General features: G+C 52.9%; 16 protein-coding genes and 1 pseudogene. 4 read left to right on the forward strand and 13 right to left on the reverse strand.

Annotated elements, in window-relative coordinates; translation table 11 throughout:
- The 3 genes and pseudogenes from DG046_RS07865 to DG046_RS07870 all read right to left on the reverse strand — a co-directional run.
- Positions 1-346, reverse strand: a 346-nt coding sequence (locus DG046_RS07865; RefSeq protein ID WP_234411486.1) for a helix-turn-helix domain-containing protein, incomplete at its 3' end; no start/stop codon positions are given.
- Positions 347-418: pseudogene (locus DG046_RS10030) on the reverse strand (hypothetical protein); the annotation flags it as partial. It lies immediately after the preceding gene.
- 232 nt (positions 419-650) lie between these two features.
- Positions 651-1862, reverse strand: coding sequence for a S1C family serine protease (locus DG046_RS07870; protein WP_108831962.1), 1212 nt, complete (start codon positions 1860-1862; stop codon positions 651-653).
- 169 nt (positions 1863-2031) lie between these two features.
- Between DG046_RS07870 and DG046_RS07875 the strand changes: the two genes are divergently transcribed.
- Entirely contained in the window at positions 2032-2556 is a 525-nt protein-coding gene (locus DG046_RS07875) for a nitroreductase family protein (RefSeq protein ID WP_108831963.1), read from the forward strand.
- A gap of 42 nt (positions 2557-2598) precedes the next feature.
- Here DG046_RS07875 and DG046_RS07880 read toward each other — a convergent pair whose 3' ends face one another.
- On the reverse strand, positions 2599-3186 hold the full coding sequence (locus tag DG046_RS07880) for a xanthine phosphoribosyltransferase (RefSeq protein ID WP_108831964.1): 588 nt from the start codon (positions 3184-3186) through the stop codon (positions 2599-2601).
- A 64-nt stretch (positions 3187-3250) separates the two neighbouring features.
- Positions 3251-4621 carry a MocR-like pyridoxine biosynthesis transcription factor PdxR gene (gene pdxR / locus DG046_RS07885; protein ID WP_234411490.1) on the reverse strand — a complete coding sequence of 457 codons (1371 nt, stop codon included), beginning with the start codon at positions 4619-4621 and terminating at the stop codon, positions 3251-3253.
- A gap of 108 nt (positions 4622-4729) precedes the next feature.
- On the opposite strand from pdxR, the gene pdxS reads away from it, so the two are divergent.
- The gene (gene pdxS, locus DG046_RS07890; protein ID WP_108831966.1) at positions 4730-5587 is read left to right on the forward strand and encodes a pyridoxal 5'-phosphate synthase lyase subunit PdxS; all 858 of its coding nucleotides are present in this window, start codon (positions 4730-4732) and stop codon (positions 5585-5587) included.
- 69 nt (positions 5588-5656) lie between these two features.
- On the opposite strand, the gene DG046_RS07895 is transcribed toward pdxS, so the two are convergent.
- The 6 genes from DG046_RS07895 to DG046_RS07920 form a co-directional block, all read right to left on the reverse strand.
- On the reverse strand, positions 5657-9904 hold the full coding sequence (locus DG046_RS07895; RefSeq protein ID WP_108831967.1) for a 2-hydroxyacyl-CoA dehydratase: 4248 nt from the start codon (positions 9902-9904) through the stop codon (positions 5657-5659).
- Between the two features lie 128 nt (positions 9905-10032).
- Positions 10033-10779 (reverse strand): TVP38/TMEM64 family protein, encoded by a 747-nt coding sequence (locus tag DG046_RS07900; RefSeq protein WP_234411487.1) that lies wholly within the window; start codon positions 10777-10779, stop codon positions 10033-10035.
- Positions 10780-10793: 14 nt separating this feature from the next.
- Positions 10794-11492 (reverse strand): GTP pyrophosphokinase, encoded by a 699-nt coding sequence (locus tag DG046_RS07905; RefSeq protein WP_108831969.1) that lies wholly within the window; start codon positions 11490-11492, stop codon positions 10794-10796.
- A gap of 35 nt (positions 11493-11527) precedes the next feature.
- Positions 11528-12907 carry a radical SAM/SPASM domain-containing protein gene (locus DG046_RS07910; protein WP_108831970.1) on the reverse strand — a complete coding sequence of 460 codons (1380 nt, stop codon included), beginning with the start codon at positions 12905-12907 and terminating at the stop codon, positions 11528-11530.
- A gap of 2 nt (positions 12908-12909) precedes the next feature.
- Positions 12910-13449 carry an HdeD family acid-resistance protein gene (locus tag DG046_RS07915; protein ID WP_108831971.1) on the reverse strand — a complete coding sequence of 180 codons (540 nt, stop codon included), beginning with the start codon at positions 13447-13449 and terminating at the stop codon, positions 12910-12912.
- Positions 13450-13612: 163 nt separating this feature from the next.
- A complete protein-coding gene (locus DG046_RS07920) occupies positions 13613-15244 on the reverse strand; it encodes a putative manganese-dependent inorganic diphosphatase (protein ID WP_108831972.1) in 1632 nt (543 codons plus the stop codon).
- Between the two features lie 228 nt (positions 15245-15472).
- On the opposite strand from DG046_RS07920, the gene DG046_RS07925 reads away from it, so the two are divergent.
- Complete coding sequence (locus DG046_RS07925; protein ID WP_108831973.1) at positions 15473-15961, forward strand: hypothetical protein; 489 nt, start codon at positions 15473-15475, stop codon at positions 15959-15961.
- A gap of 92 nt (positions 15962-16053) precedes the next feature.
- Here the strand turns inward: DG046_RS07925 and DG046_RS07930 are convergent, their stop codons facing one another.
- Together DG046_RS07930 and DG046_RS07935 are read right to left on the reverse strand one after the other, a co-directional pair.
- A complete protein-coding gene (locus DG046_RS07930; RefSeq protein ID WP_108831974.1) occupies positions 16054-17289 on the reverse strand; it encodes an FprA family A-type flavoprotein in 1236 nt (411 codons plus the stop codon).
- A gap of 17 nt (positions 17290-17306) precedes the next feature.
- Positions 17307-19235 (reverse strand): acyl-CoA dehydrogenase family protein, encoded by a 1929-nt coding sequence (locus DG046_RS07935; protein ID WP_108831975.1) that lies wholly within the window; start codon positions 19233-19235, stop codon positions 17307-17309.
- 549 nt (positions 19236-19784) lie between these two features.
- Here DG046_RS07935 and DG046_RS07945 point away from each other — a divergent pair.
- Positions 19785-20744 carry an L-lactate dehydrogenase gene (locus tag DG046_RS07945; protein ID WP_108832003.1) on the forward strand — a complete coding sequence of 320 codons (960 nt, stop codon included), beginning with the start codon at positions 19785-19787 and terminating at the stop codon, positions 20742-20744.
- Positions 20745-20805 lie beyond the last annotated feature (61 nt).

Raw genomic sequence — 20805 nt, forward strand, 5'->3', positions numbered from 1 at the left:
TGTCGATAATCCGATGGGCCTCCCCATCGGCTAAGGTGGTCTGGTACTTGCTTCCGCCGCTGTCGCCCTTAAACTCGTCGATACAAAAGACGCGAGGCAGCCGTTGACGGGGCACAAACAAACAAGCGACGATACGGAAAATACTCGTCGTTGAAATGCCTACTTCTCGCGCCAGCTCCGACACGGAACGGATATCTCGAAAAGCATCCACCACATAGGCAATTAAGCGCTTTGTCATCTGCTTGCCCTTGGCGGCAAAGGAGAGAGGTGCTTCAAAGCGCGTGCCGCAATCCTTGCAATCATAGCGTGTCTTTTTGACGCGAAGAAACACGTGCTTGCGCCGCATCGGTGCGTCCCGAAGGACTTGCTCCCGGTGATCGTGGACCCAGGCGTGGGACGAGCCACAGTGTGGACACACCCGATCGTGAACGGGCTTGCAATCAATGGTAATGTGGCTTCTTTCTTCTGAAACACCGGTGACCTCAACATCTTGGATTCCTAAAAGTAATGTGGTAATATTGTTTGCACTTGTTTGACCCCCTTTATTATGTTGTGGTGATTTAATTTTAGGTGATAGGGAAAACAAGTGCTATCATTTTGCACAAAAATATCCATTGAGGAGCTTACTCCCCAATGGATATTATAGAGCCTTAATTATTTAAGCCCGGAATCAGACGGCGCAGGCCTTCTTCTTGGCCCACCGCGGGCACTTGATAATCCGTGAAGGTGAGCTTTAAGGTTTCTTTCTTGCCGTTTCTCGACACGACGACATCCACGGTGTCGCCGGCCTTGTACTTGTAGAGCTCGCGCCTCAGTTGGCTCATGCTTTGGATTTCCGTATCGCCCATTTTCAGAATAATGTCGTTGACCTTCAGGCCCGATGCGGCGGCCGGGGACTCGGCTTCCACGCCGCCGACGATGACGCCTTTGCCGCCGGTGCCCAAATCGTAGCCGCTGCGTTCCACGGCGCTCACGGTGTAGCCGCTCATCCCCAGGGCCACGGATTTAAAGTCGCCGGTCTTCATGACCTGTTCCACAATGGGTTTCGCCGTGTTAATGGGAATGGAAAAGCCCAGGCCTTCCGCCGAGGAAATCTTCACGGTGTTAATGCCGATGACTTGGCCTTCGCTGTTTAAGAGGGGCCCGCCGGAGTTGCCGGCGTTAATGGAGGCGTCGGTTTGGATCAGGCCGTCCATGTAATTGCCCTGCACTTCGCCGATGTTTCGGTTCAGTCCGGAGATGACCCCACTGGTGACGGAGCGCTGAAAGTCGAGGCCCAGGGGATTGCCGATGGCCACGGCGGTCTCGCCGATGTTGATGCTGTCGCTGTCGCCCATGGGCAGGGGCGTAAGGCCCTTCTTTTCGATCTTCACCAGGCCCAAGTCCATGGTCTCGTCGGACCATACGACCTTGCCCTCGGCTTCCGATTGGTCGTTTAAAAGCACCTTGACTTTGTTGCCCTTGGCGCCGACCACGTGGGCGTTTGAGAGGATAAAGCCGTCTTCCGAAAGAATAAAGCCGCTGCCGCTTCCCTGTACGGCCATGGGGCCCATTAAGGTGTTTTTCGTCGTGGAGGTGGTGATCCCCACGACAGAAGGCATGGCGTATTGAGCCACGCTTTCAACGACGCCGGCTTCGTGCTTTCTCGTCTTGTCCGCCGGAGGCTGAACTTGCGGCTTCAGGCCTTCCGACACGGCGGGCTTCGGCATGTATTTGTAGGTGATGACGCTTCCCACTGCGCCGCCGATCAAAGAAAAGATCAGAGCCCAGAGGATGAGAAAGCCGCCTCGCCTCTTCTTTTTTCCGCCGTAGTGATAGCTTGTGGTGCGGTTTTCACCGCCATAATCTCTGTTTGGTTCCATGGGATTCCTTTCTATTTTTATCTGCTGAGTTTCACATCGTTTATTTACTATGACTATACCCATCGAAGTTGAACTTCTTGTGAAACCTTTACAAAGATATTTATTGGGTATAAGTAAGAAAGATACGAAACGATTCCCGCGAGCTTTTCGCGACTGAAGGAGGTTATTTATGGATTTTAAACAAATGGTAAAGAAAAGACGCTCCATGCGCAAGTACAAACAAGATCAAAAAATGGACGACGAGGCCTTATTGGAACTGTTTACCTACGCGTCCATGGGCCCGAGTAAATCCAACGCCCACCCGGTAGAATTTCTCGTGGTGGAAGATCCCGAAAAGAAAAAGGCTCTGGCCGAATTAAAGCGTTTCGGCACGAAGTATTTGGCCGATGCGCCGCAAATCATCGTGGTCATGGGCAACGACACCTCGGAACCCACCTGGATCGAAGAAGCCACCATTACATCGGCTTATCTGGGCCTCTTGCTCCACGCCGAAGGCTACGCATCCAGCTGGATCAATATTCGCGAACAAACCAATTCGGCAGGGGAAAGCTCCGAAGAAATCGTGAAAAAGCTCTTTAATATTCCCGAAAACTACGGCATTTTGTGTCTGATCCCCTTCGGAATCCCCGACGAATGGATCCAAAGCAGAAAATACTTCGACATTTCCTCCAAGGTACACAAAGATACCTTCTAAAAGAAAAAGCGGCCACGAAGCCTTTCGCTTCCGGCCGCTATTTTAATGCCCTTCTTTAAAAGTGATCCGTTGATTTTCCGAGTCGATGGCCTCGATGCGCACGATGGAATACACGTCGAGCCCCGCCTCCTCCAGGCGCCCGCGGCCCGGCTGAAAGGATTTTTCCACGCAAATCCCCACGCCGGCCACCTTGGCCCCGGCCTGTCTCACGATGTCCACCAGGCCCAGGGACGCTTCCCCGTTGGCGAGAAAGTCGTCGATGATCAGGACGGAATCCTCCGCCGTCAAATAGGCCTTGTTCACCATGACCTTGGAGGTGATTTTTTTCGTGTAGGAATACACGTCGGTGACAAAGGCATCTTCCGCTTTTAATGTGGCGGGGCGCGCCTTTTTGGCGAAGAGCATGGGCACGTCGAAATGAGCCGCCACCATAATGGCCGGCGCAATGCCCGAGGCCTCCACGGTGAGCACCTTCGTCACCTTTCGGTCCTTGAAATAGTCGTAAAACTCCGCCTCGATCTCCTTCATCACCTTGGGATCGATTTGATGATTGAGAAAAGAATCGATCTTCAACACATTTCCCGGGTAGATGACCCCGTCCGCTTCGATTCGTTTTTGTAAATAACCCATGGTTCCTCCTCGCTGGTATTTATTAAACAGTGTAACACAAGCACGTCCATCCTCCACGAAAAAATCAGCTTGCGGCGGAAAATTTTTTTATGAGGGATTTTAATTCGTCGAGGCCCTCTTTTAATTTATCCACGCTCATGTTGCCGTAGCCCACGATGAGGCGGGGATAGCCCTCCTGCCCTTGCCCTTGGGAGAAATCCGAGAGCCCCTTCATGTGGATGCGGTGTTTCTTCAAATAGGCCAAGAGCTCCGCCTCGCTCCCATCCACCTTGCAGGTCAAAATAAAGTGCATCCCGGCCCGCTTGTCGTCCACGGAAAAGAGATCGTCGCCTAAAAAAGCCTCCGCGGCGATTTTTCTCCGCTCGTCGTAAATCTTCCGCTGGCGATTGAGCCGCCGCTCGAAGTGGCCCTCTCGCATGTACCGAGCCAGGGCCAGCTGCACGAGATTGGGGATGGGGCAGTTCATCACCGGGCTCAAGTGGCGGTAGCGGGCCATAAGGGGCCTCGGCAGCACCATAAAGGAGATGCGCAAGGTGGGCGAGAGGGATTTTGAAAAGTTGGACATATAGATCACCCGGTCCACGCCATCCAGGCTCTTTAGGGCGGGAATGGGCCTGCCGTAGTACTTGTATTCGCTGTCGTAATCGTCTTCGATAATGTAGCTTCCCGTAGCCTTGACGTGGTTTAAAAGCTTGATGCGCCGGTCCACCCGCAGAATGCTCCCCGTGGGAAACTGATGGGAGGGCGTCACGAGATAAATGCTCTTTTCATCTGTGAGGGTGTCGGGATCCACGCCGGCCTCGTCCACGGCCATGAAATCGTAGGGGACGCGGTTTTGCTCGAAAATCTTCTTCAGCCGGATGTAACCCGGGTTTTCCAGGCGAAAGGGCGCGTCTTTCGGCAAAAGCGCGATGAGGATCAAAAGCAGATACTCCATGCCCGCGCTTAAAAGAATGTCTTCCGCAGAAACGTCCACGCCACGGGAGGCCTTCAGGTAATCGGCCACGGCGGCCCTGAGCTCCGCGAGCCCTTCTTTTTCCCTGCGGTTTAAAGGCTCCTCCTGCTCCGCCGCCCACTGGAGGCATTTTTTGAAGTGATTGTCCGGAAAGCGGTAGTCGGCATTTTTGTTTAAGTCGAAATCGTAATCGTAGGCCGGCAACTCGCGCACGGGCGCCGCCGAAGCCGGGGCGATTTTTTTGTGGAGATTTTCGATGGCCGCCACGAAATAGCCCACCCGCTCCCTGGCGATGAGGTAGCCTTCGTCCACCAATTGATCGTAGGCGGCGGTGACCGTGTTCACGGACAGGCCCAAGTGGCGGGCCAAGTCCCGCTTCGATGGAAGCTTCTCCCCTTCCTTCATGGCGCCCGTGGCCACGGCGTCTTTTATGTGTTCGTACAGGGCCTCATAGAGCGGCTCGTCCCCGTTAAAGTGCATGGTAAACAATCTGGTCCCTCCAAATTTTATTTATTTGATCCTTTTGATGGTACCAAATCTGGCCTACAATGTCACTGTAAAGATTACATAAATCACAAGGAGGAACACATGAACGAAGCATTTATCAAACTCACCGATTCCCTGAAAGGCGGCGTCATTATGGACGTCACCAGCCCCGAACAAGCGAAGATCGCCGAAGAAGCCGGCGCCGTGGCCGTCATGGCATTGGAAAGAATTCCCGCCGACATTCGCGCCGCCGGCGGCGTGAGCCGCATGAGCGATCCCAAGATGATCAAAGAAATTCAAAAGACGGTAAAAATCCCCGTCATGGCCAAAGTGCGCATCGGCCACTTTGTGGAAGCATCCGTGCTCCAAGCCATCGGCATCGACTACATCGACGAGTCGGAAGTCCTCACCCCGGCGGACACCACCTTCCACATCGAAAAGAAGAAATTCGACACGCCCTTCGTCTGCGGCGCGCGTAACTTATCCGAATCCCTTCGCCGCATCGAAGAAGGGGCGGCCATGATCCGCACCAAGGGCGAAGCCGGCACCGGCGACGTTTCCCAAGCCGTGGATCACATGCGCTCCATTATGGGCGAAATCGCCTACGTGAAAAGCGCCAAATCCGACGAACTCTACGCCCTGGCCAAGGAAATGGGCGTGAGCTACGATCTTTTGGTTTACGTCCACGAAAACGGCAAGCTCCCCGTGGCCAACTTCTCCGCCGGCGGCGTCGCCACCCCCGCCGATGCCGCCCTTATGCGCCGCCTCGGTGCCGAAGGCGTCTTTGTGGGAAGCGGGATCTTTAAATCCGACAACCCCGAAAAACGCGCCAAGGCTATCGTGAGAGCCGTAGAAAACTACATGGACGACAGCGTCATCGCCGAAGTGAGCGAAGACATCGGCGAAGCCATGGTGGGCATCAATCCCGACGAAATCGAAACCATTATGGCGGAACGGTAAGTTAAACAGTCTCTCTCTTCAGAACGCAAAAAGCGGATCTCCTTTCTCGGAAATCCGCTTTTCTTTGTTTTACCGCCCGGCGGCGATTTTTTTGTGTTTCTTCGCCAGGTCGTCGTTTATGAATTTATTTTTCTCCGCCTGAGACATCATAAGCTTGATGCGATTGGTTTGGTTCACCGCCGAGGCGGAGGCGTCGTAGTCGATGGGAATGATGTTGGCCGTGGGATAGGCTTCCCGCACGGATTTAATCACGCCTTTGCCCGTAATGTGGTTGGGCAAACAGCCGAAGGGCTGCACGCAGACGATGTTGCCGGCGCCGGAGCGAATGAGTTCCACCATTTCCGCCGTGAGCAGCCAGCCTTCGCCGTATTGATTCCCGAGATCCACAAATTCTTCGGCATAGGCCATGAGGGTCTGTACGGTTTCGGGGCCGTCGTAGGCGGAATCCGCCAGGGCTTCGCGAATGGTGCGGCGGTAGCTTTCCACGTAGCGGATCATGATTTCCGCAAAGAAGCTGCCCATTTTCGACGTGCCGTAGCGATGTTCTTTGATCTTCGCATTTTTAAAGGAGTAGATCATAAAGTCCGTGAGGTCCGGCACCACCACTTCCGCGCCCTCTTCTTCTAATTGGCGCTGCACGTGATTGTTGGCCTCGGGCAGATACTTCACGAGGATTTCTCCGACGACGCCCACTTTCGGTCGCACTTCCTCCCGCCTTTCGACGGCGGAGTAATCGGCAATCATGGCGTCGATGTTTTTCTTAAATTCCGCCCGGGAGTAGCGGCGATTTTTCGCATTTAATTGATCGAGCCACTTTTCCGTCACGGCCTTCGTGGCCCCGGCTTCCACTTCGTAGGGCCGGGTGGCGTTTGAAAGGCGCATGATCAGATCGCCGTAAAGCAGATTCTGCACGGCTTTTTTCCCGAGGCGTACCATCTGACTCTTGCTCAGTTGAAAGCCCGGGTGCCGTTCGATTCCCTGGAAGGAGGCGCCCAAGACAGGAATGTGGCCGTAGCCTGCATCCTTCAGGGCCTTTCTGATAAAGCCCACGTAGTTGCTGGCCCGGCAGGCGCCGCCGGTTTGGCTCATAAGCAGGGTTAAGTTGTCCGTGTCGTAGCGGCCGCTTTTTACCGCTTCCATAAATTGGCCCACGACAAAGATGGAGGGGTAGCAGGCGTCGTTGTTGACGTACTTGAGCCCTTCGTCTACCACGTGATTGGAAAGATCCGGCAGCACTTCCACATTGAAGCCCTCGCTCTTTAGCATGGGGGCGAGGAGGCTGAAGTGGATCGGCGCCATTTGCGGAATGAGGATGGTGTGGGTCTTACGCATTTCTTCCGTAAAGAGCACGGGATCTTTGTACATGGACTCGGCTTCTTTATCCAAGGTGCGGTTTTGTACGGCTTGAATCAAAGAGCGCAGGCGAATTTTCGCCGCCCCCAGATTGTTTACCTCGTCGATTTTTAAGACGGTGTAGATTTTGTGGTAAGACTCCAGAATTTCGTTAACCTGATCCGTGGTGACGGCGTCCAGGCCGCAGCCGAAGGAGTTCAGCTGCACCATTTCCAAGTGCTCGCTTTCCCCGACGATTTTCGCCGCCCGATACAGGCGGGAGTGGTAATTCCACTGGTCCAGGACGCGGAGCTTGCCGTCGATGTTTTCCTCATCCACAATGCTGTCTTCCGACAAGACGGGAAGGCCCAGGCCGGTGATCATTTCCGCCATGCCGTGGTTGATCTCGGGATCCACGTGGTAGGGCCTGCCGGCGAGGACGATGCCCACGCTGTCCGTTTCCTCGAGAAAATCCATCGCCCGCTTGCCTGCGGCGCGCACGTCGGCGCGGTAGCGGTCTTCTTCGTCGTAGGCGGCGGCCACGGCTTCTTTCACGGCCTTTTTGTCGTGCTCGGGGAATACTTCCGAAAGGCGCTCGGCGAGCTTTTCCCGATTGTCGAAGGAGAGGAAGGGATTCAGGTAGCGGATCCCGCTTTTCTCGATGCTCTCCACATTGTTTTTAATGACTTCGCTGTAGCCCGCTACCACCGGGCAGTTTAAGGTGTTGTCCGCCCGGGCCATTTTCTGTTCTTCGTAGAAGATGGCCGGATAGAAGATCCCGTCCACCTTTTTTTCCACGAGGTTTTCGATGTGGCCGTGGGTGATCTTCGCCGGATAACAGGCCGTCTCCGAGGTAATGGACTCCAGACCCTTTTCGTAGAGGTCTCTGGAAGACATGTCGGAGAGGACGACGCGGTAGCCCAGCTTCGTAAAGAAGGTGTGCCAGAACGGGTAGTTTTCGTACATGTTCAGCACCCGGGGAATGCCCACGGTGGGCGCGCCCTCGGGAAGGCTTTCGTAGTCGAAGACCCGCTTTAATTTATAGGCGTAGAGATTGGGCAGGGCTTCGTCTTCCCCCCGCACGATGCCCGCGCCCCGCTCGCAGCGGTTGCCGGTAATGTAGCGGCTGCCGTCTTTAAAGATATTCACGGCGAGGGCGCAGTTGTTGGCGCATTGGCCGCAGCGGGCGTGTTTCGTGGTGTAGGTAAATTCGTCCAGTTCCTCCCGGGAGAGAAGGGTGCTCGCATCGCCGCCTTCTTCCATGGCGATGAGGGCCATGCCGATGGCGCCCATGGTGCCGCTCATTTTCGGGCGCACCACGTCTCTGCCCGTGATTTTTTCGAAGGCGCGGAGCACGGCGTCGCTGTAAAAGGTACCCCCCTGAACCACGATGTGCTCGCCCAATTTTTTCGGATCGCGAATTTTAATGACTTTTTGAATGGCGTTTCGAATGACGGAATAGGCGAGGCCCGCGGAAATATCCGCCACGCTCGCCCCTTCTTTTTGGGCCTGCTTCACCTTGGAGTTCATAAACACGGTGCAGCGGCTCCCGAGATCCACCGGCGCGTCGCTTTTTAGGGCCACGGCGGCGAAATCCTGCACGCTTAAGTCCACGCCGCCGGCAAAGGTTTGAAGGAAGGAGCCGCAGCCCGAGGAGCAGGCTTCGTTTAAGAGAATGGACTCGATGACATCGCCCTTCACCTTCATGGCCTTCATGTCCTGGCCGCCGATGTCTAAAATAAAGTCCACCTCGGGCTCAAAGTAGCGGGCGGCGCGGAAGTGGGCGATGGTTTCCACTTCCCCCCGATCCACCTTGAGAGCCGCCTTAATAAAGTCCTCGCCGTAGCCCGTGACGCCGGATGAGGCCACGTAGGCGTCGGCTGCCATGCGGTCGTAGAGATCCATGAGATAGACCTTCACCCGATCCAGGGGCGAGCCGTTGTTGGGGCCGTAGGCTTCGTACAAAACCTCGCCCTCATCGGAAAGGGCCACCATTTTCGTCGTGGTGCTCCCGGCGTCGATCCCCACGTAAAGGGGGCCGGCGTAGGAGGCCAGATCCCGCCTCGGCAAATCGCAGCCAGCGTGGCGGGCGCGGAATGCCGCAAGGGCCGCCTCGTCTTCAAAAAGAGGCTCCAGAAGGGCGTCGGCATCCACGTGGACGTCCTCTTCCTGTCCCAGCCGTTCGTAGAGATCTTTTACCTTCACGGGGGCGTGATCCACGCTCTTTAAGGCGGCGCCCAGAGCCACGAAGATCTGGCCGTTTTCCGGCGCCAAAATCTCGTCGTCTGCGAGATTCAGGGTTTCGATAAAGCGCTTTTTCAATTCGTCCAGGAACGTGAGGGGGCCGCCTAAAAAAGCGACCTTCCCCCGAATGGGACGGCCGCAGGCCAAATTGGAGATGGTTTGATTGACCACGGATTGAAAAACCGACACGGCGATGTCGGCTTTCGTCGCTCCCTGATTTAGAAGGGCCTGCACGTCGGTTTTGGCAAAGACCCCGCAGCGGGATGCGATGGGATAAATTTTCGTGTGTTCTTTGGCCAGTTCATTGAGGCCTGCGGCGTCGGTTTTCAGGAGGGAGGCCATTTGGTCGATAAAGGCCCCGGTGCCCCCGGCGCAAATGCTGTTCATGCGCTGTTCCAAACTGCCGCGCAGGTAGGTGATTTTCGAATCCTCCCCGCCCAGCTCGATGGCCACGTCCGTTTCGGGCAAATAGGCCTCGATGGCGGCGGTGCCGGCCACCACTTCCTGAATAAAGGGAACATTCAGAAATTCCGCCACGGCGATTCCGCCGGAGCCGGTGACACTGATGGTGGTTTCGTCGTCGGGAAATTTATTTGAAACCGTCGTCAGAATATCGGCGACGGTTTTTTTCATATCGGAAAAATGTCGTTGATAAGTAGAATATAAGACCTCCGACTTATCGTTTAATGCCACAAGTTTTACCGTGGTGGAACCCACGTCCAAGCCCATGTGCAGCAACATTTCACTACCTTCTTTCTTATATATACTGTTCGCTTTTGCCGTTGGACTAGATTATAACATCTTTTTTATGAAAAGGCAGTATTGTTTTGCTCTTACTCCACATTATTTTTTCACGGACTTTGTCTGAATCAGTCTTCCGATTTTCCGTCGCTTTTCCCCTTATTCAAGAAGTACACGGCAGCGATGGCGGCGGCTGAAATGGCGATTTTTATGAGCATGAGGAGAATGAATGGCTTGGACAGGGGATTTAAAATCACATCACCCAAGAGGGTGTTGGTCACCACGCCGATGCTGCACCCGATCAGTGACGCCGTGAGGTAGGTGATGTAGGGCGTCTTGGAGGCGCCGAAGTAGAAGCTTAAAATGTCACAGGGAAACCAGCCGATGAGCCTGACGATAAAATTGGCGAAAAACTCGTTTTTCTTTTGAAACTCAAGGACTTTTTCTATTTTCGGGTAATTGGCCGTAATGTAGTCGATTCCTTCGCCGCCGGCCCAGCGCCCGAGGATGTAGGGGATGGTCAGGGTAATGGCCAGCCCCACGTAGCTGATACACACCGCCTTTACGGGCTGAAAGAGAAGGCCGCTCGCCAAGTACAGCGACGGCAGGGGAATGACCACGGAAAGGCTTTTAATGGCGAAAAGAAGCCACAAAAACCCCGCCGCCCGCGCGGAGTTTCCTTCCACGCCGGCGGTGAGGCTTTCGATGGTTACATGTTCTTTTACGCTGAGAAAAATGGCGATCAGGGCGATGGCGAATGAAATCACGGCGACGATTTGTACTTTTCTGAACTGCTCCTTCATAGCCGATGTGTCGGCCTCGTTATTGTCCGCTCCCTTTTGCGTCTTCTTTTCGAATTTCTTAAACAGTGCCACGCCCCGTCCTCCTTTTACAAATCGCGATTTCCTTCCCACACCATACCGTACAAGCGCTCCATCCGCGCGTCCATGGCCGCTCCCATTTCCGCGCATTCATTGAGCTCTTTTTCGATAAAGTCCGAATCGGGCAAGTCTTTTTTGTAGCGAATCGTGTGTTCCAAACTGGCCCACCAGTCCATGGAAATGGTTCTGAGCTGCACCTCCACCTTCATGGTCTTTTTGTGGTCGTGGAGAAAAATGGGGATCTCCACGATTAAGTGGAGGCTCCGGTAGCCGTTGGCCTTCGGGTGTTTGATATAATCTTTTTTCTCGATCAGGCGCACGTCGTCTTGCTTTAATAGGGCGTCGGCCAAGGTGTAAATGTCCGAGGGGAAGGAACAGATCACCCGCACACCGGCGATGTCGTGGAGATTTTCCTCGATGCTCTCCACGGTGAGGGGACAGCCCTTGCGCACCATCTTCTCCCGAATGCTCTCCGGCGTCTTCAGCCGGGTGCGAATGGATTCGATGGGATTGCGGTCGTCGCGCATGGAGAGCTCCTCGCTCAAGACCTTAAATTTCATCTCCACTTCCATCATGGCGCAGCTGTAATAGCTCATGAGTTCCTTGTAGGGCTGAATGGATTTTCGCACCATGGAGGAGATCTTTTGATTCTGGAGTTGTTCAAGAAAGTGTACGGTGAGTCGATTGTATAGGTATTCCGGTTCCATTCCGTCTCCTTTTTTATCGGCGCCCTACCCGCGGCTTATTTTCCTTCCGCCTGCTTTTCTTCCTGCCACAGGCGATCGGCTACGGGCTTCCAGCTGCTTGCGTAGCCTTCGCATTTGCCGCAAAGGTGTTCTGCCGATTCCGGCGACTGCAGATCCGTGGACACGGCGCCGGTTTCTTTTACCAGGCGCTGAAGAATTTCCGGATTTTCCAGCATGGGGCAGGGCCGCAAGTGATTGTCGTTAAAGGGTTGATTGTCGTGGTAAGCCATAAACAGCGGGCTCTTCAAGATTTCCAAGAGGGAGGAGTCGTGGATATTGGCATTGGAGTAGTGAATAAACACGCAGGGCTCCGCGTCGCCGTTGGCGTTGATGTGGAAGTAGTTTCGTCCGCCGGCGATGCAGCCGTCCATGTATTCCCCGTCGTTTTGGAAGTCCATGGTAAAGAGGCCTTCCCCGTGGGTCAGATTGCGGATGGCCCGAATGCGATTTTTCGTGGCCACCCGTTGTTCGGGAGAGGGCAGAAGTTCCACCGACGCGTCGTTGCCTACGGGCATGTAGTGGAAATACAGGGCGTAGCGGCAGCCTTTGTCCACCATGAGCTGAATAAACTCTTTATCCGTGACGGACTCGCAGTTTTTCGAGGTGTAGCAAATGGAGGTGCCGAAGATCAGGCCGTTTTTCTTCAGGCGATCCATGGCGGCCATGACTTTTTCGTAGACCCCCTCGCCTCGGCGCAGGTCGTTGACTTCCGGCGAGCCTTCCAAGCTGATGGCCAGCATTAAATTGCCTACCCGCTTCATTTCTTCGCAGAAGGCATCGTCCACCAAGGTGCCGTTGGTAAAGGCCAGGAATTGACAGTCGCGGTGCTCCTCGCAAAGCTTAATAATATCACCTTTTCGCACCAAGGGTTCGCCGCCGGTAAACATGTAGAAATGAATCCCCAGCTCCTTGCCTTCTCTCACCACTTTGGTCAAGTCGTCGTAGCTCAGATTTAATTTGTTGCCGTATTCCGCCGCCCAGCAGCCGGTGCAGTGGAGATTGCAGGCGCTGGTCGGGTCCATTAAGATAAGCCAGGGAATATTGCATCCGTGCTCTTTTCGCATGGCGTGCATGGTCTTCGTGCCGGAAAGCATGGCTTCAAACCCCAGGTTTAACACCGTGGTCTTGACCACATTGGGATCCAATTCGTCGAAGGCGCGGTTTAAGTAGCCGTTCAAGGCTGTGTTTTCGTCGCCGACGAGCCCGCGAATCCAATCGTAATCCAGGGCGAGCTCGTCGCCTTCCATGAATTTTTCCATGAGGTCCACGAGCTTCAGCATTTCCTCGTTTCGATCCTTTTTATTGACTTTCTTTAAAATAACATCGACGCCGAGTCCGGCTGCTTTTCGTGCCGATGCGTGTGTTAATTTACCCATATTTACCTCCTAAAGGTGGAAACGGTGCACTGCACAACGAAGAGATTGAGCAGACCATCGATCATTAAGTTCAGCCCCACCAACATGACCAGGGCTCCCGTGGCTTGGGTCGGCTTCATAAAGAGCAAGACCCCGCAGGCGGCGGTCAACAAAGCCATAATCAACAGCATGCGCCAGCGCCTGATGCCCATGCGCCGCGCATCCAACGCCGTTTGCACCCTGAGCAGGGCATCCAGAATCATAAACAGGCCGATTGCGATGACGACGATGTCCAGAAGCTGATTCGTCCGAAACAGCATAACCAGTCCCAAGAGGGCCGAGGCGATGCCCATGGCGAAGTCGAACTGAAAGGCAAGCTCCATGGAATCCGGCGAGAAATAGCCCACGAGCTTGACGATGCCGAAGAGCACGAGCAAGACGCCGATGATCTTGAAAAAGACGTCGGCGGCCATGTTCGGCCATATTAAGAGCATGGCACCTAATAAGATCAGCCCGACGGAAAACAGGGTGTACATTTGCCTAACTTTTTTTAATCGTTTCATTGACTCACCTCCACCTTTATCCTATCTGTAAAAGTCCCGTTTTCGTACATGCAAAAAAGGCAAAGTGTTCGAAATCTAAACACTTTGCCCTAATTGTCTTATAAATTTAGTAATTTACACCCTTTTTTCATTGGGCACGGACGAAAAATCCGCCCCGCTTCCCTTAACGACTTTCACTCACGGCGGCGCCGAGCTTGGGCACCATTTGCTTCTTTCGAGACAGAAGCCCCTTTGCCGTAAATTTGTCGCCTTCGAGGGCCGCGCCGAATTGGCGGGCCAGGGCTTCTTTATAGTCCCCCACGACGATGACCTCGGAAAGTTCGCTGAAAATGTCGGTAATCATTAAGACGTAAGACGACGCATCTTCTTTTTGAATGGTCGCCTCCATGGCCGCCTTCAGATCCGCTTCCACCGAGGCGATGCTCTCTAAATCCATGGTAAAGATTTGGCTTATGCGCACCACGGATCCGTCGAAGGTAAAGTTTTTTACGTCGGTGTTTAAAAGCTCTTCCGGCTTTCTCCCTTCCAGACCGGTGCCCGCCTTGAACATTTTCATGGCAAAATCCTCCACGTCCAAAGCGGCTATTTTGCTCATTTTATCTAAAATGTAGCGGTCCGTCGCAGTGGACGTGGGGGAGCGGAACAGAAGCGTGTCGGAAATAATGGCGGCACACAACAGCCCGGCCACGCGCTTCGACGGCACGATGCCGTTTTCGAAATACATTTTCGAGACGATGGTGGCCGTGGAACCCACGGGTTCGTTCCTGAAGTAAATAGGCGATGCCGTAGCCACATTGGCCACTCGGTGATGGTCCACGATCTGCAAAATTTCCGCGCTGTCCAAGTCGTCGATGGATTGATTACGCTCGTTGTGATCCACGAGAATAATCTTCTTCTTTAAATCCGTAATCAAATGGTAGCGGGAAATGCTCCCCACCACGCGATGTTTGTCGTCTAAGACGGGATAGGAGCGGAAGCGGGACTCCGCCATTTTCTCCCGCACCTCGTCGATTAAGTCGTCTTTATGAAAGACCACCAAATTTTCTTTCGTCATGACGTGGCCGACGGGGACGGCCTGAGGCAAAATCCGCGCCACCATAAAGGTGGAAAGGCCCGTAGAAATCACGGCCACATTTCGCTCTTTCGCCAGGGCCAACAGGTTCTCGTCCAATTCAGTGGAGATGGTAAGGATCAAAAGGGAGACATTTTTCTCAATGGATGCCTTTTGATCGTCCACGTCGTCGCCGACGATGACCACATCTCCTTCCTCGATAAGGTTTTGATTCTTAATGGCTTTAATGGCCATCTTCCCGGTCAAAGGCCGCGGCACCTCCGGCAAATGGAGCCACCGGCCCTTTAAAACGTCCTTGATGTTTTCCAGGCCCGTGTCCGAGCGGCCCATGATGCGATCGTCCCAAATTTCCATGTAGGAGGCGGCGATATTCGAAAGGCTCACGATGCCGACTAAATTTTCCTCCCCGTCCACCACGGGCAGAGAAGACATATTGTTTTTCTGCATAATTTCCATGGCGCCGGCCATGGAAAGTTCGGGATTTACACAGTAGGCCCCGTCCATATCCAGGTCGCGAATTTGCGGCGTAATGGACGTCTTGAGCCTCGGCGCCTCTACGCCGAAGTAATTCAAGACGAAGGCCGTTTCCCGACTGATTTCCCCTAAGCGAATGGGCTCCGCCTGATGGCCCGTTTTGTTTTTCAATTCCGCCAGAGCGATGGCCGATGCGATGCTGTCCGTGTCCGGATTCTTGTGTCCGGTAATGTAAATTTTATTCTTCATAAACCCTCCAAGTTCGGCTATTATACCACGATTTTTTCTCCCTTCGCCGCGAAAAAATCCCCTTGGCGGGAAAAATTTCCACAACAAAAAAGCCCGATCCGCCACCGGGGGCGCGTGATCGATAAAGCCATCATTCACTAATATATAGTATAATTGAAAAATAAAGATGTGCATCGCCCTTTAACATTTCGTCCCGTCAACTTTTCATGGAACATTCGGAGGTTTTCGATGAAAAAAAAGTTTTTTCTTGCCGGCATCATTCTTTCCGCCCTTTTACTAATCCTCGTGGAATGTAATCCGGATAAAAGAGTGCACATGAAAGAGGTCAGGCAATTTACAGAAACCATGTGCCGGTCCGACGAACATATAAAAGATTTAAAGTTCTACTTTCGAAGGCCCACTTTGAGAGCGGAGATGGTCTATGAGGGTCCCTTGGAAAAAGAAAAACTGATATCCATTATGAAGGATTTTAAGGACTTAGTCGATGTGGCATTCATGCAGAAAATCGGCGATAAATATTGGGGCGGCGCTCGACCCTCCGATTTTGAGTTGTACATTTATTCCGACAAAGATAAAGAGGGAAATGATTACGATTACTTGATTTACAGTCAATACAATAAGACGTACAGATCCGATGAAAACCCCGACAATATTGACGGCTATAAGACTTGGACGATCTCCGGCGCAGAAAATGAAGGGGTACTCTATAAGGATTAAATCAATCAAAACCACCGCCATCCGGTGGTTTTTTTCATGGAAAAGCACATAAAAAAGCCCGACCCCGTAGGATCGGACTTTTTGATCTAAGCTTATGCTTGTGCTTTTTCTTTTTCTTCCTTGATTTTTTCGAAGGATTCGATAATGGAGTCGGCCAAGGCATCTAATTCTTTTTCCGTGGAGTCGTTCAGGGAAGAAGTTACGGTGACTTCGCCGCCCAGGACGTCCATGAGTTTCATGTTTTTGTCCAGGAATTCTTCCATGAGGGTACCGGCTTGGGGTGTCCATGTGCCGTTTTCGATAATGCCGACGGTACGGTTTTGCAGGTTCAGCATACGAATTTCTTCCAAGAATTGGTGCATCACGGGATAGATTTCCAGGTTATAGGTTACCGATGCCAAGACGATGTGGCTTAAGCGGAAAGCTTCCGATACCAGGTAGCTGACGTGGGTTTTGGACACGTCGTACATGTGGATGTTGGTCATGCCACGTTCGCAAAGCTTGGTAGCCAAGCATTGTGCGGCGTATTCCGTGTTGCCGTACATGGAGGCGTAAACCAAGAGCACGCCGTCTTCTTCCGGTTCGTAGCGAGACCATTTGTCGTATTTTTCGATAAAGTAGCCCAGATCTTCTCTCCAGACCGGTCCGTGCAAGGGGCAGATCATCTTAATGTCGATGGTGCCGGCTTTTTTCAGAAGGTCTTGAACGTGGGGGCCGTACTTGCCGACGATGTTGGTCAGGTAGCGGCGGGCGTCGTCGATCCAATCGCGATCGAAGTTCACTTCATCGGCAAAGAGCTTGCCGTCCAATGCGCCGAAGGATCCGAAGGCGTCGGCGGAGAAGAGGACGCCGTTGGTGGTGTCGAAGCTGACCATGGCTTCAGGCCAGTGTACCATTGGTGCTGCGACCCAGGTGATTTCGTGTTGACCGAAGCTCATGGCGTCGCCTTCGGCTACTTCGATTTCCTTGCCGTCGATGTCGAAGCCGAATTGGCGCATCATCATGAAGGCCCGTTCGTTGGAAATGACTTTGGCATTGGGGTAGCGAATCAACACTTCGTCCAGGGATGCGGCGTGGTCCGGTTCCAAGTGGTTAATAATCACGTAGTCCAGATCTCTGCCGTCCAAGACGTGTTCGATATTGTTTAAGAATTCCCGGCATACAGCCCAGTCTACCGTGTCGAAGAGGACGGTTTTTTCGTCCATAAGCAGGTAGGAGTTGTAGCTGACGCCACGGGGAATCGGGTGAATATTTTCAAACAGGTGCAGGCGGTGTTCGTTGGCGCCTACCCAGTATAAATCTTCGGTTACTTTTCTTACGGTATACATTACTTACCTCCTAATGCTTATTTAAAGGTACGGTCTTCGGGGAAATCGACCTTGATGAAATTGTCTTTTTCTTCGCCGCATTTCGGGCAGATGTATTCTTCAGGCAATTTGTCGAAGGGCGTTCCTTCTTCGATTTCGCTTTCTTCGTCGCCGCGTTCGGGATTGTATTCGTAGCCGCAGCCTTGGCAGACGTAGATGTCGTCTTTCGGTGCGGTCTTTCTCGGTTTGGAGCGTTTCATCTTGACCATTTCAGGTGCTTCGCCCTTGCCTTCCGTACCCAAGGCTTCGATAATCAGAGGTGCAACTTCTTCGATGTCGCCGACGATACCGTAGTCGCAGCTTTTGAAGATCATGGCGTTGGGGGCATTGTTAATGGCCACGATGGTTGCGGCGTCTTTAATGCCCTTTAAGTGTTGGCCGGCACCGGAGATACCGCAGGCCACATAGAGGTTGCCGCGGAATTTTTGACCGGACATACCGACGTAGCGTTCGATGGGAAGAACCTTGTCGGTTTCTGCGACGGGACGGGAAGAACCGATGGCTGCGCCGAATGCGCGTGCCAAATCTTCGGCCAAGTCTCTGTTGCCGTTAAAGCCTTTACCCATGGAGACCACACGTTCTGCATCGACGATGGGTGTCATTAAGTCGATGCCGACGCTGAAGTCGTAGCCGTCTTTTTCCAGCGCGGCGATGAGGTTCTTGACATTTTCTTCTTGATTGTCGCTGTCGAAAATTTCTTTCTTGCGGATGCCGGTGATGGGGCCTTTACCCGCTTTCTTCTTGCCGCCGCCGGAAGAACGAGCGGCCTTGCCGATAATATTGGCTGCGATGACGACGCGTTGAATTTCGTTGGTGCCTTCGTAGATGGTGGTAATCTTCGCATCTCTGTAAGCGCGTTCCACTTCCATGCCCTTCATGAAGCCGCTGCCGCCGTAAATTTGCAGAGCGTCGTTGACCACTTCAAGAGCCATATCGGAGGCGAACATCTTCGCTTCAGCTGCTTGGAGGCCGTAGCGTTCGCCATTGGTCTTCATTTCCGCTGCGCGATAGATTAACAGACGAGCTGCGTCGATCTTCGTGTACATGTCGGCCAGCTTAAAGGAAATACCTTGATTAGCTGCCAAAGGTTGACCGAATTGAATCCGTTCCTTCGCGTAAGCCAGGGCGTGTTCGTAAGCCCCTTGAGCGATACCCAAAGCTTGTGCGGCGATGCCGATGCGGCCGCCGTCCAAGGTGGCCATGGCGATGTTAAAGCCCTTGCCTTCTTTGCCTAAGAGGTTTTCTTTCGGTACGCGGACATTGTTGAAGTGGAGTTCCGCCGTGGTGGAGGAACGAATGCCTAATTTGTCGTAGTGATCGGAGAAGGTGAAGCCTTCAAAATCTTTTTCTACGATAAAAGCACTGATGCCGTGGGTGCCGATGTCCGGTGTGGTAACGGCAAAGACGACGTAAGTGTCAGCGGCCGGCGCATTGGTGATGAAGATCTTTTGTCCGTTTAAAATGTAGTGATCTCCGTCTAAAACAGCGGTGGTTTCCGTTCCGCCGGCGTCGGAACCGGCATTGGTTTCCGTTAAACCGAAGGCGCCGAGCTTTTCGCCCTTTGCCAAGGGAACCAGGTATTTTTGCTTTTGTTCTTCCGTACCGAAGTGATCGATGGGATAAGTACCCAAGGAGGTGTGCGCCGATAAAATAACGCCGACGCCGCCGTCCACGCGGGCCAACTCTTCTACGGCAATGGCGTAAGAAATGACATCGGCCCCTGCACCGCCGTATTCTTCAGCGGTGGGAAGACCCATAATGCCTAAATCGGCCATTTGCGCCACGATATCTTCCGGGAATTTGTTTTCGCGGTCAAGCTCAAAAGCGACCGGTGCGACAACGGTTTCCGCGAACTCGCGAACTTTCTTTCTAAGCGCCTCGTGCGCTTCGTTGGTTTTGAATAACATATTTCCTCCTTGCAATCAATGACAGAGACGACAATGCATACGAACGGCCGAGAAAAAGCCGGTACAGTAAACTGCACCTCTTACGTATAGTTTTACTATAACACAGGCTTTTACCGTTGTAAAGGCATTCCACCTTTTGTTTTTTCGAAAAAATACAAAATTCCTCGATTATTTTCGCCCGTTCTCAAATCATGTATTAAGAACTTACCCCACGGCCTTGAATTTAAGCGGTCTTTTTTATAAAATCCGAGGATTCTGCAGGCAAAAAGAAAACTTTTTCTCGGAGATTTTTAATTCAATCTTACCCTTCTTGCACTTTAAAAATACAAAATCCACCGCTTTTCGGAAATTTTCGGACATTGTGCTTTGCATTTTTCTCTTAATTTACGTGATTATTACCCATTTTTTATTTATTATTTTGTCGACCTTATTATTTCTCCCAAAAAATAAATTTTCCGTTTTTACCCTTCCCTTTTTGCCTTTCGTCGTCTATAATGAAAATTAATTGAAAAGATAATAACGATTCAGGAGGTTCTTCACATGAGCAATATGATTCAAAACCCGAACGCAAAAGTAATTCTCGTCGGCGACGGTTCCGTCGGCTCTTCCTTCGCATTCGCCATGACCTTAAAGGGCCTGGGCCGCGAACTGGGCATCATCGACGTGAACACGAGAAAGGCCCAAGGCGACGCCATGGACTTAACCGCCGCGTTGACCTACAACTCCGCAAAGACCATTTACGCCGCCGAATACAGCGACTGCGCCGATGCCGACATCGTCGTACTTACCGCAGGCGCACCCCAAAAACCCGGCGAAACCCGCTTGGACCTGGTTCACAAAAACCTGGCCATCGTCAAAGACGTCGTGGAACAAATCATGGAATCCGGCTTCAACGGCATCTTCCTCGTCGCCGCCAACCCGGTGGACATCTTGACCTACGCCGTGCTTAAAATCTCCGGCTTCCCGAAAGAACGGGTCATCTCTTCCGGCACGTCCTTAGACTCTGCCCGCTTCTGCGACGAAATCGCCCGCTACCTGGAGCTTGATCCCCGCGACGTTTCCGCCAGCATCATGGGCGAACACGGCGACACCTCCTTCCCCTTATGGAGCCAAGCTTCCATCGGCGGTCGCCACTTAGACGAATGGCTCGCCGACAAAACCGACGACATCGAAGGGGCCAAGAAAAAAATCTACACCGACGTTCGCGACAAGGCCTACCACATTATCGACGCCAAGGGCGCAACCTACTACGGCGTGGCCACCGTCCTCGCAAAGATCTGCCGCATCATCATCGAAGACTCCCACTCCATTATTACCGTAGGCGCTTACCTTGAAGGCGAATACGGCTGCGAAGACATCTACATGGGCACCCCCGTGGTCTTGAGCCGAAGCGGCATCCAAAAAGTCATCGAAGTGCCCTTGAACGAAAAAGAACAAGAACAAATGCAAATTTCCTACAAGGCATTGAAAGAAGTTCAAGACCAAGGCATGGCAAAGCTCGGTTTCTAATCGAGCCACATACGACTTCTTAGAAAATGAAAAAGCGTCCCGCGGGGCGCTTTTTTTCTGG

Source organism: Aedoeadaptatus coli (assembly GCF_900343085.1).
GTDB classification, from domain to species: Bacteria; Bacillota; Clostridia; order Tissierellales; family Peptoniphilaceae; genus Aedoeadaptatus; species Aedoeadaptatus coli.

Excerpts from the sequence above, each read along its gene's own strand:
- DG046_RS07870 (WP_108831962.1), bottom strand. The coding sequence starts at position 1,862 with ATGGAACCAAACAGAGATTATGGCGGTGAAAACCGCACCACAAGCTAT.
- DG046_RS07875 (WP_108831963.1), top strand. The coding sequence starts at position 2,032 with ATGGATTTTAAACAAATGGTAAAGAAAAGACGCTCCATGCGCAAGTAC.
- DG046_RS07880 (WP_108831964.1), bottom strand. The coding sequence starts at position 3,186 with ATGGGTTATTTACAAAAACGAATCGAAGCGGACGGGGTCATCTACCCG.
- pdxR (WP_234411490.1), bottom strand. The coding sequence starts at position 4,621 with ATGCACTTTAACGGGGACGAGCCGCTCTATGAGGCCCTGTACGAACAC.
- pdxS (WP_108831966.1), top strand. The coding sequence starts at position 4,730 with ATGAACGAAGCATTTATCAAACTCACCGATTCCCTGAAAGGCGGCGTC.
- DG046_RS07895 (WP_108831967.1), bottom strand. The coding sequence starts at position 9,904 with ATGTTGCTGCACATGGGCTTGGACGTGGGTTCCACCACGGTAAAACTT.
- DG046_RS07905 (WP_108831969.1), bottom strand. The coding sequence starts at position 11,492 with ATGGAACCGGAATACCTATACAATCGACTCACCGTACACTTTCTTGAA.
- DG046_RS07910 (WP_108831970.1), bottom strand. The coding sequence starts at position 12,907 with ATGGGTAAATTAACACACGCATCGGCACGAAAAGCAGCCGGACTCGGC.
- DG046_RS07915 (WP_108831971.1), bottom strand. The coding sequence starts at position 13,449 with ATGAAACGATTAAAAAAAGTTAGGCAAATGTACACCCTGTTTTCCGTC.
- DG046_RS07920 (WP_108831972.1), bottom strand. The coding sequence starts at position 15,244 with ATGAAGAATAAAATTTACATTACCGGACACAAGAATCCGGACACGGAC.
- DG046_RS07925 (WP_108831973.1), top strand. The coding sequence starts at position 15,473 with ATGAAAAAAAAGTTTTTTCTTGCCGGCATCATTCTTTCCGCCCTTTTA.
- DG046_RS07930 (WP_108831974.1), bottom strand. The coding sequence starts at position 17,289 with ATGTATACCGTAAGAAAAGTAACCGAAGATTTATACTGGGTAGGCGCC.
- DG046_RS07935 (WP_108831975.1), bottom strand. The coding sequence starts at position 19,235 with ATGTTATTCAAAACCAACGAAGCGCACGAGGCGCTTAGAAAGAAAGTT.
- DG046_RS07945 (WP_108832003.1), top strand. The coding sequence starts at position 19,785 with ATGATTCAAAACCCGAACGCAAAAGTAATTCTCGTCGGCGACGGTTCC.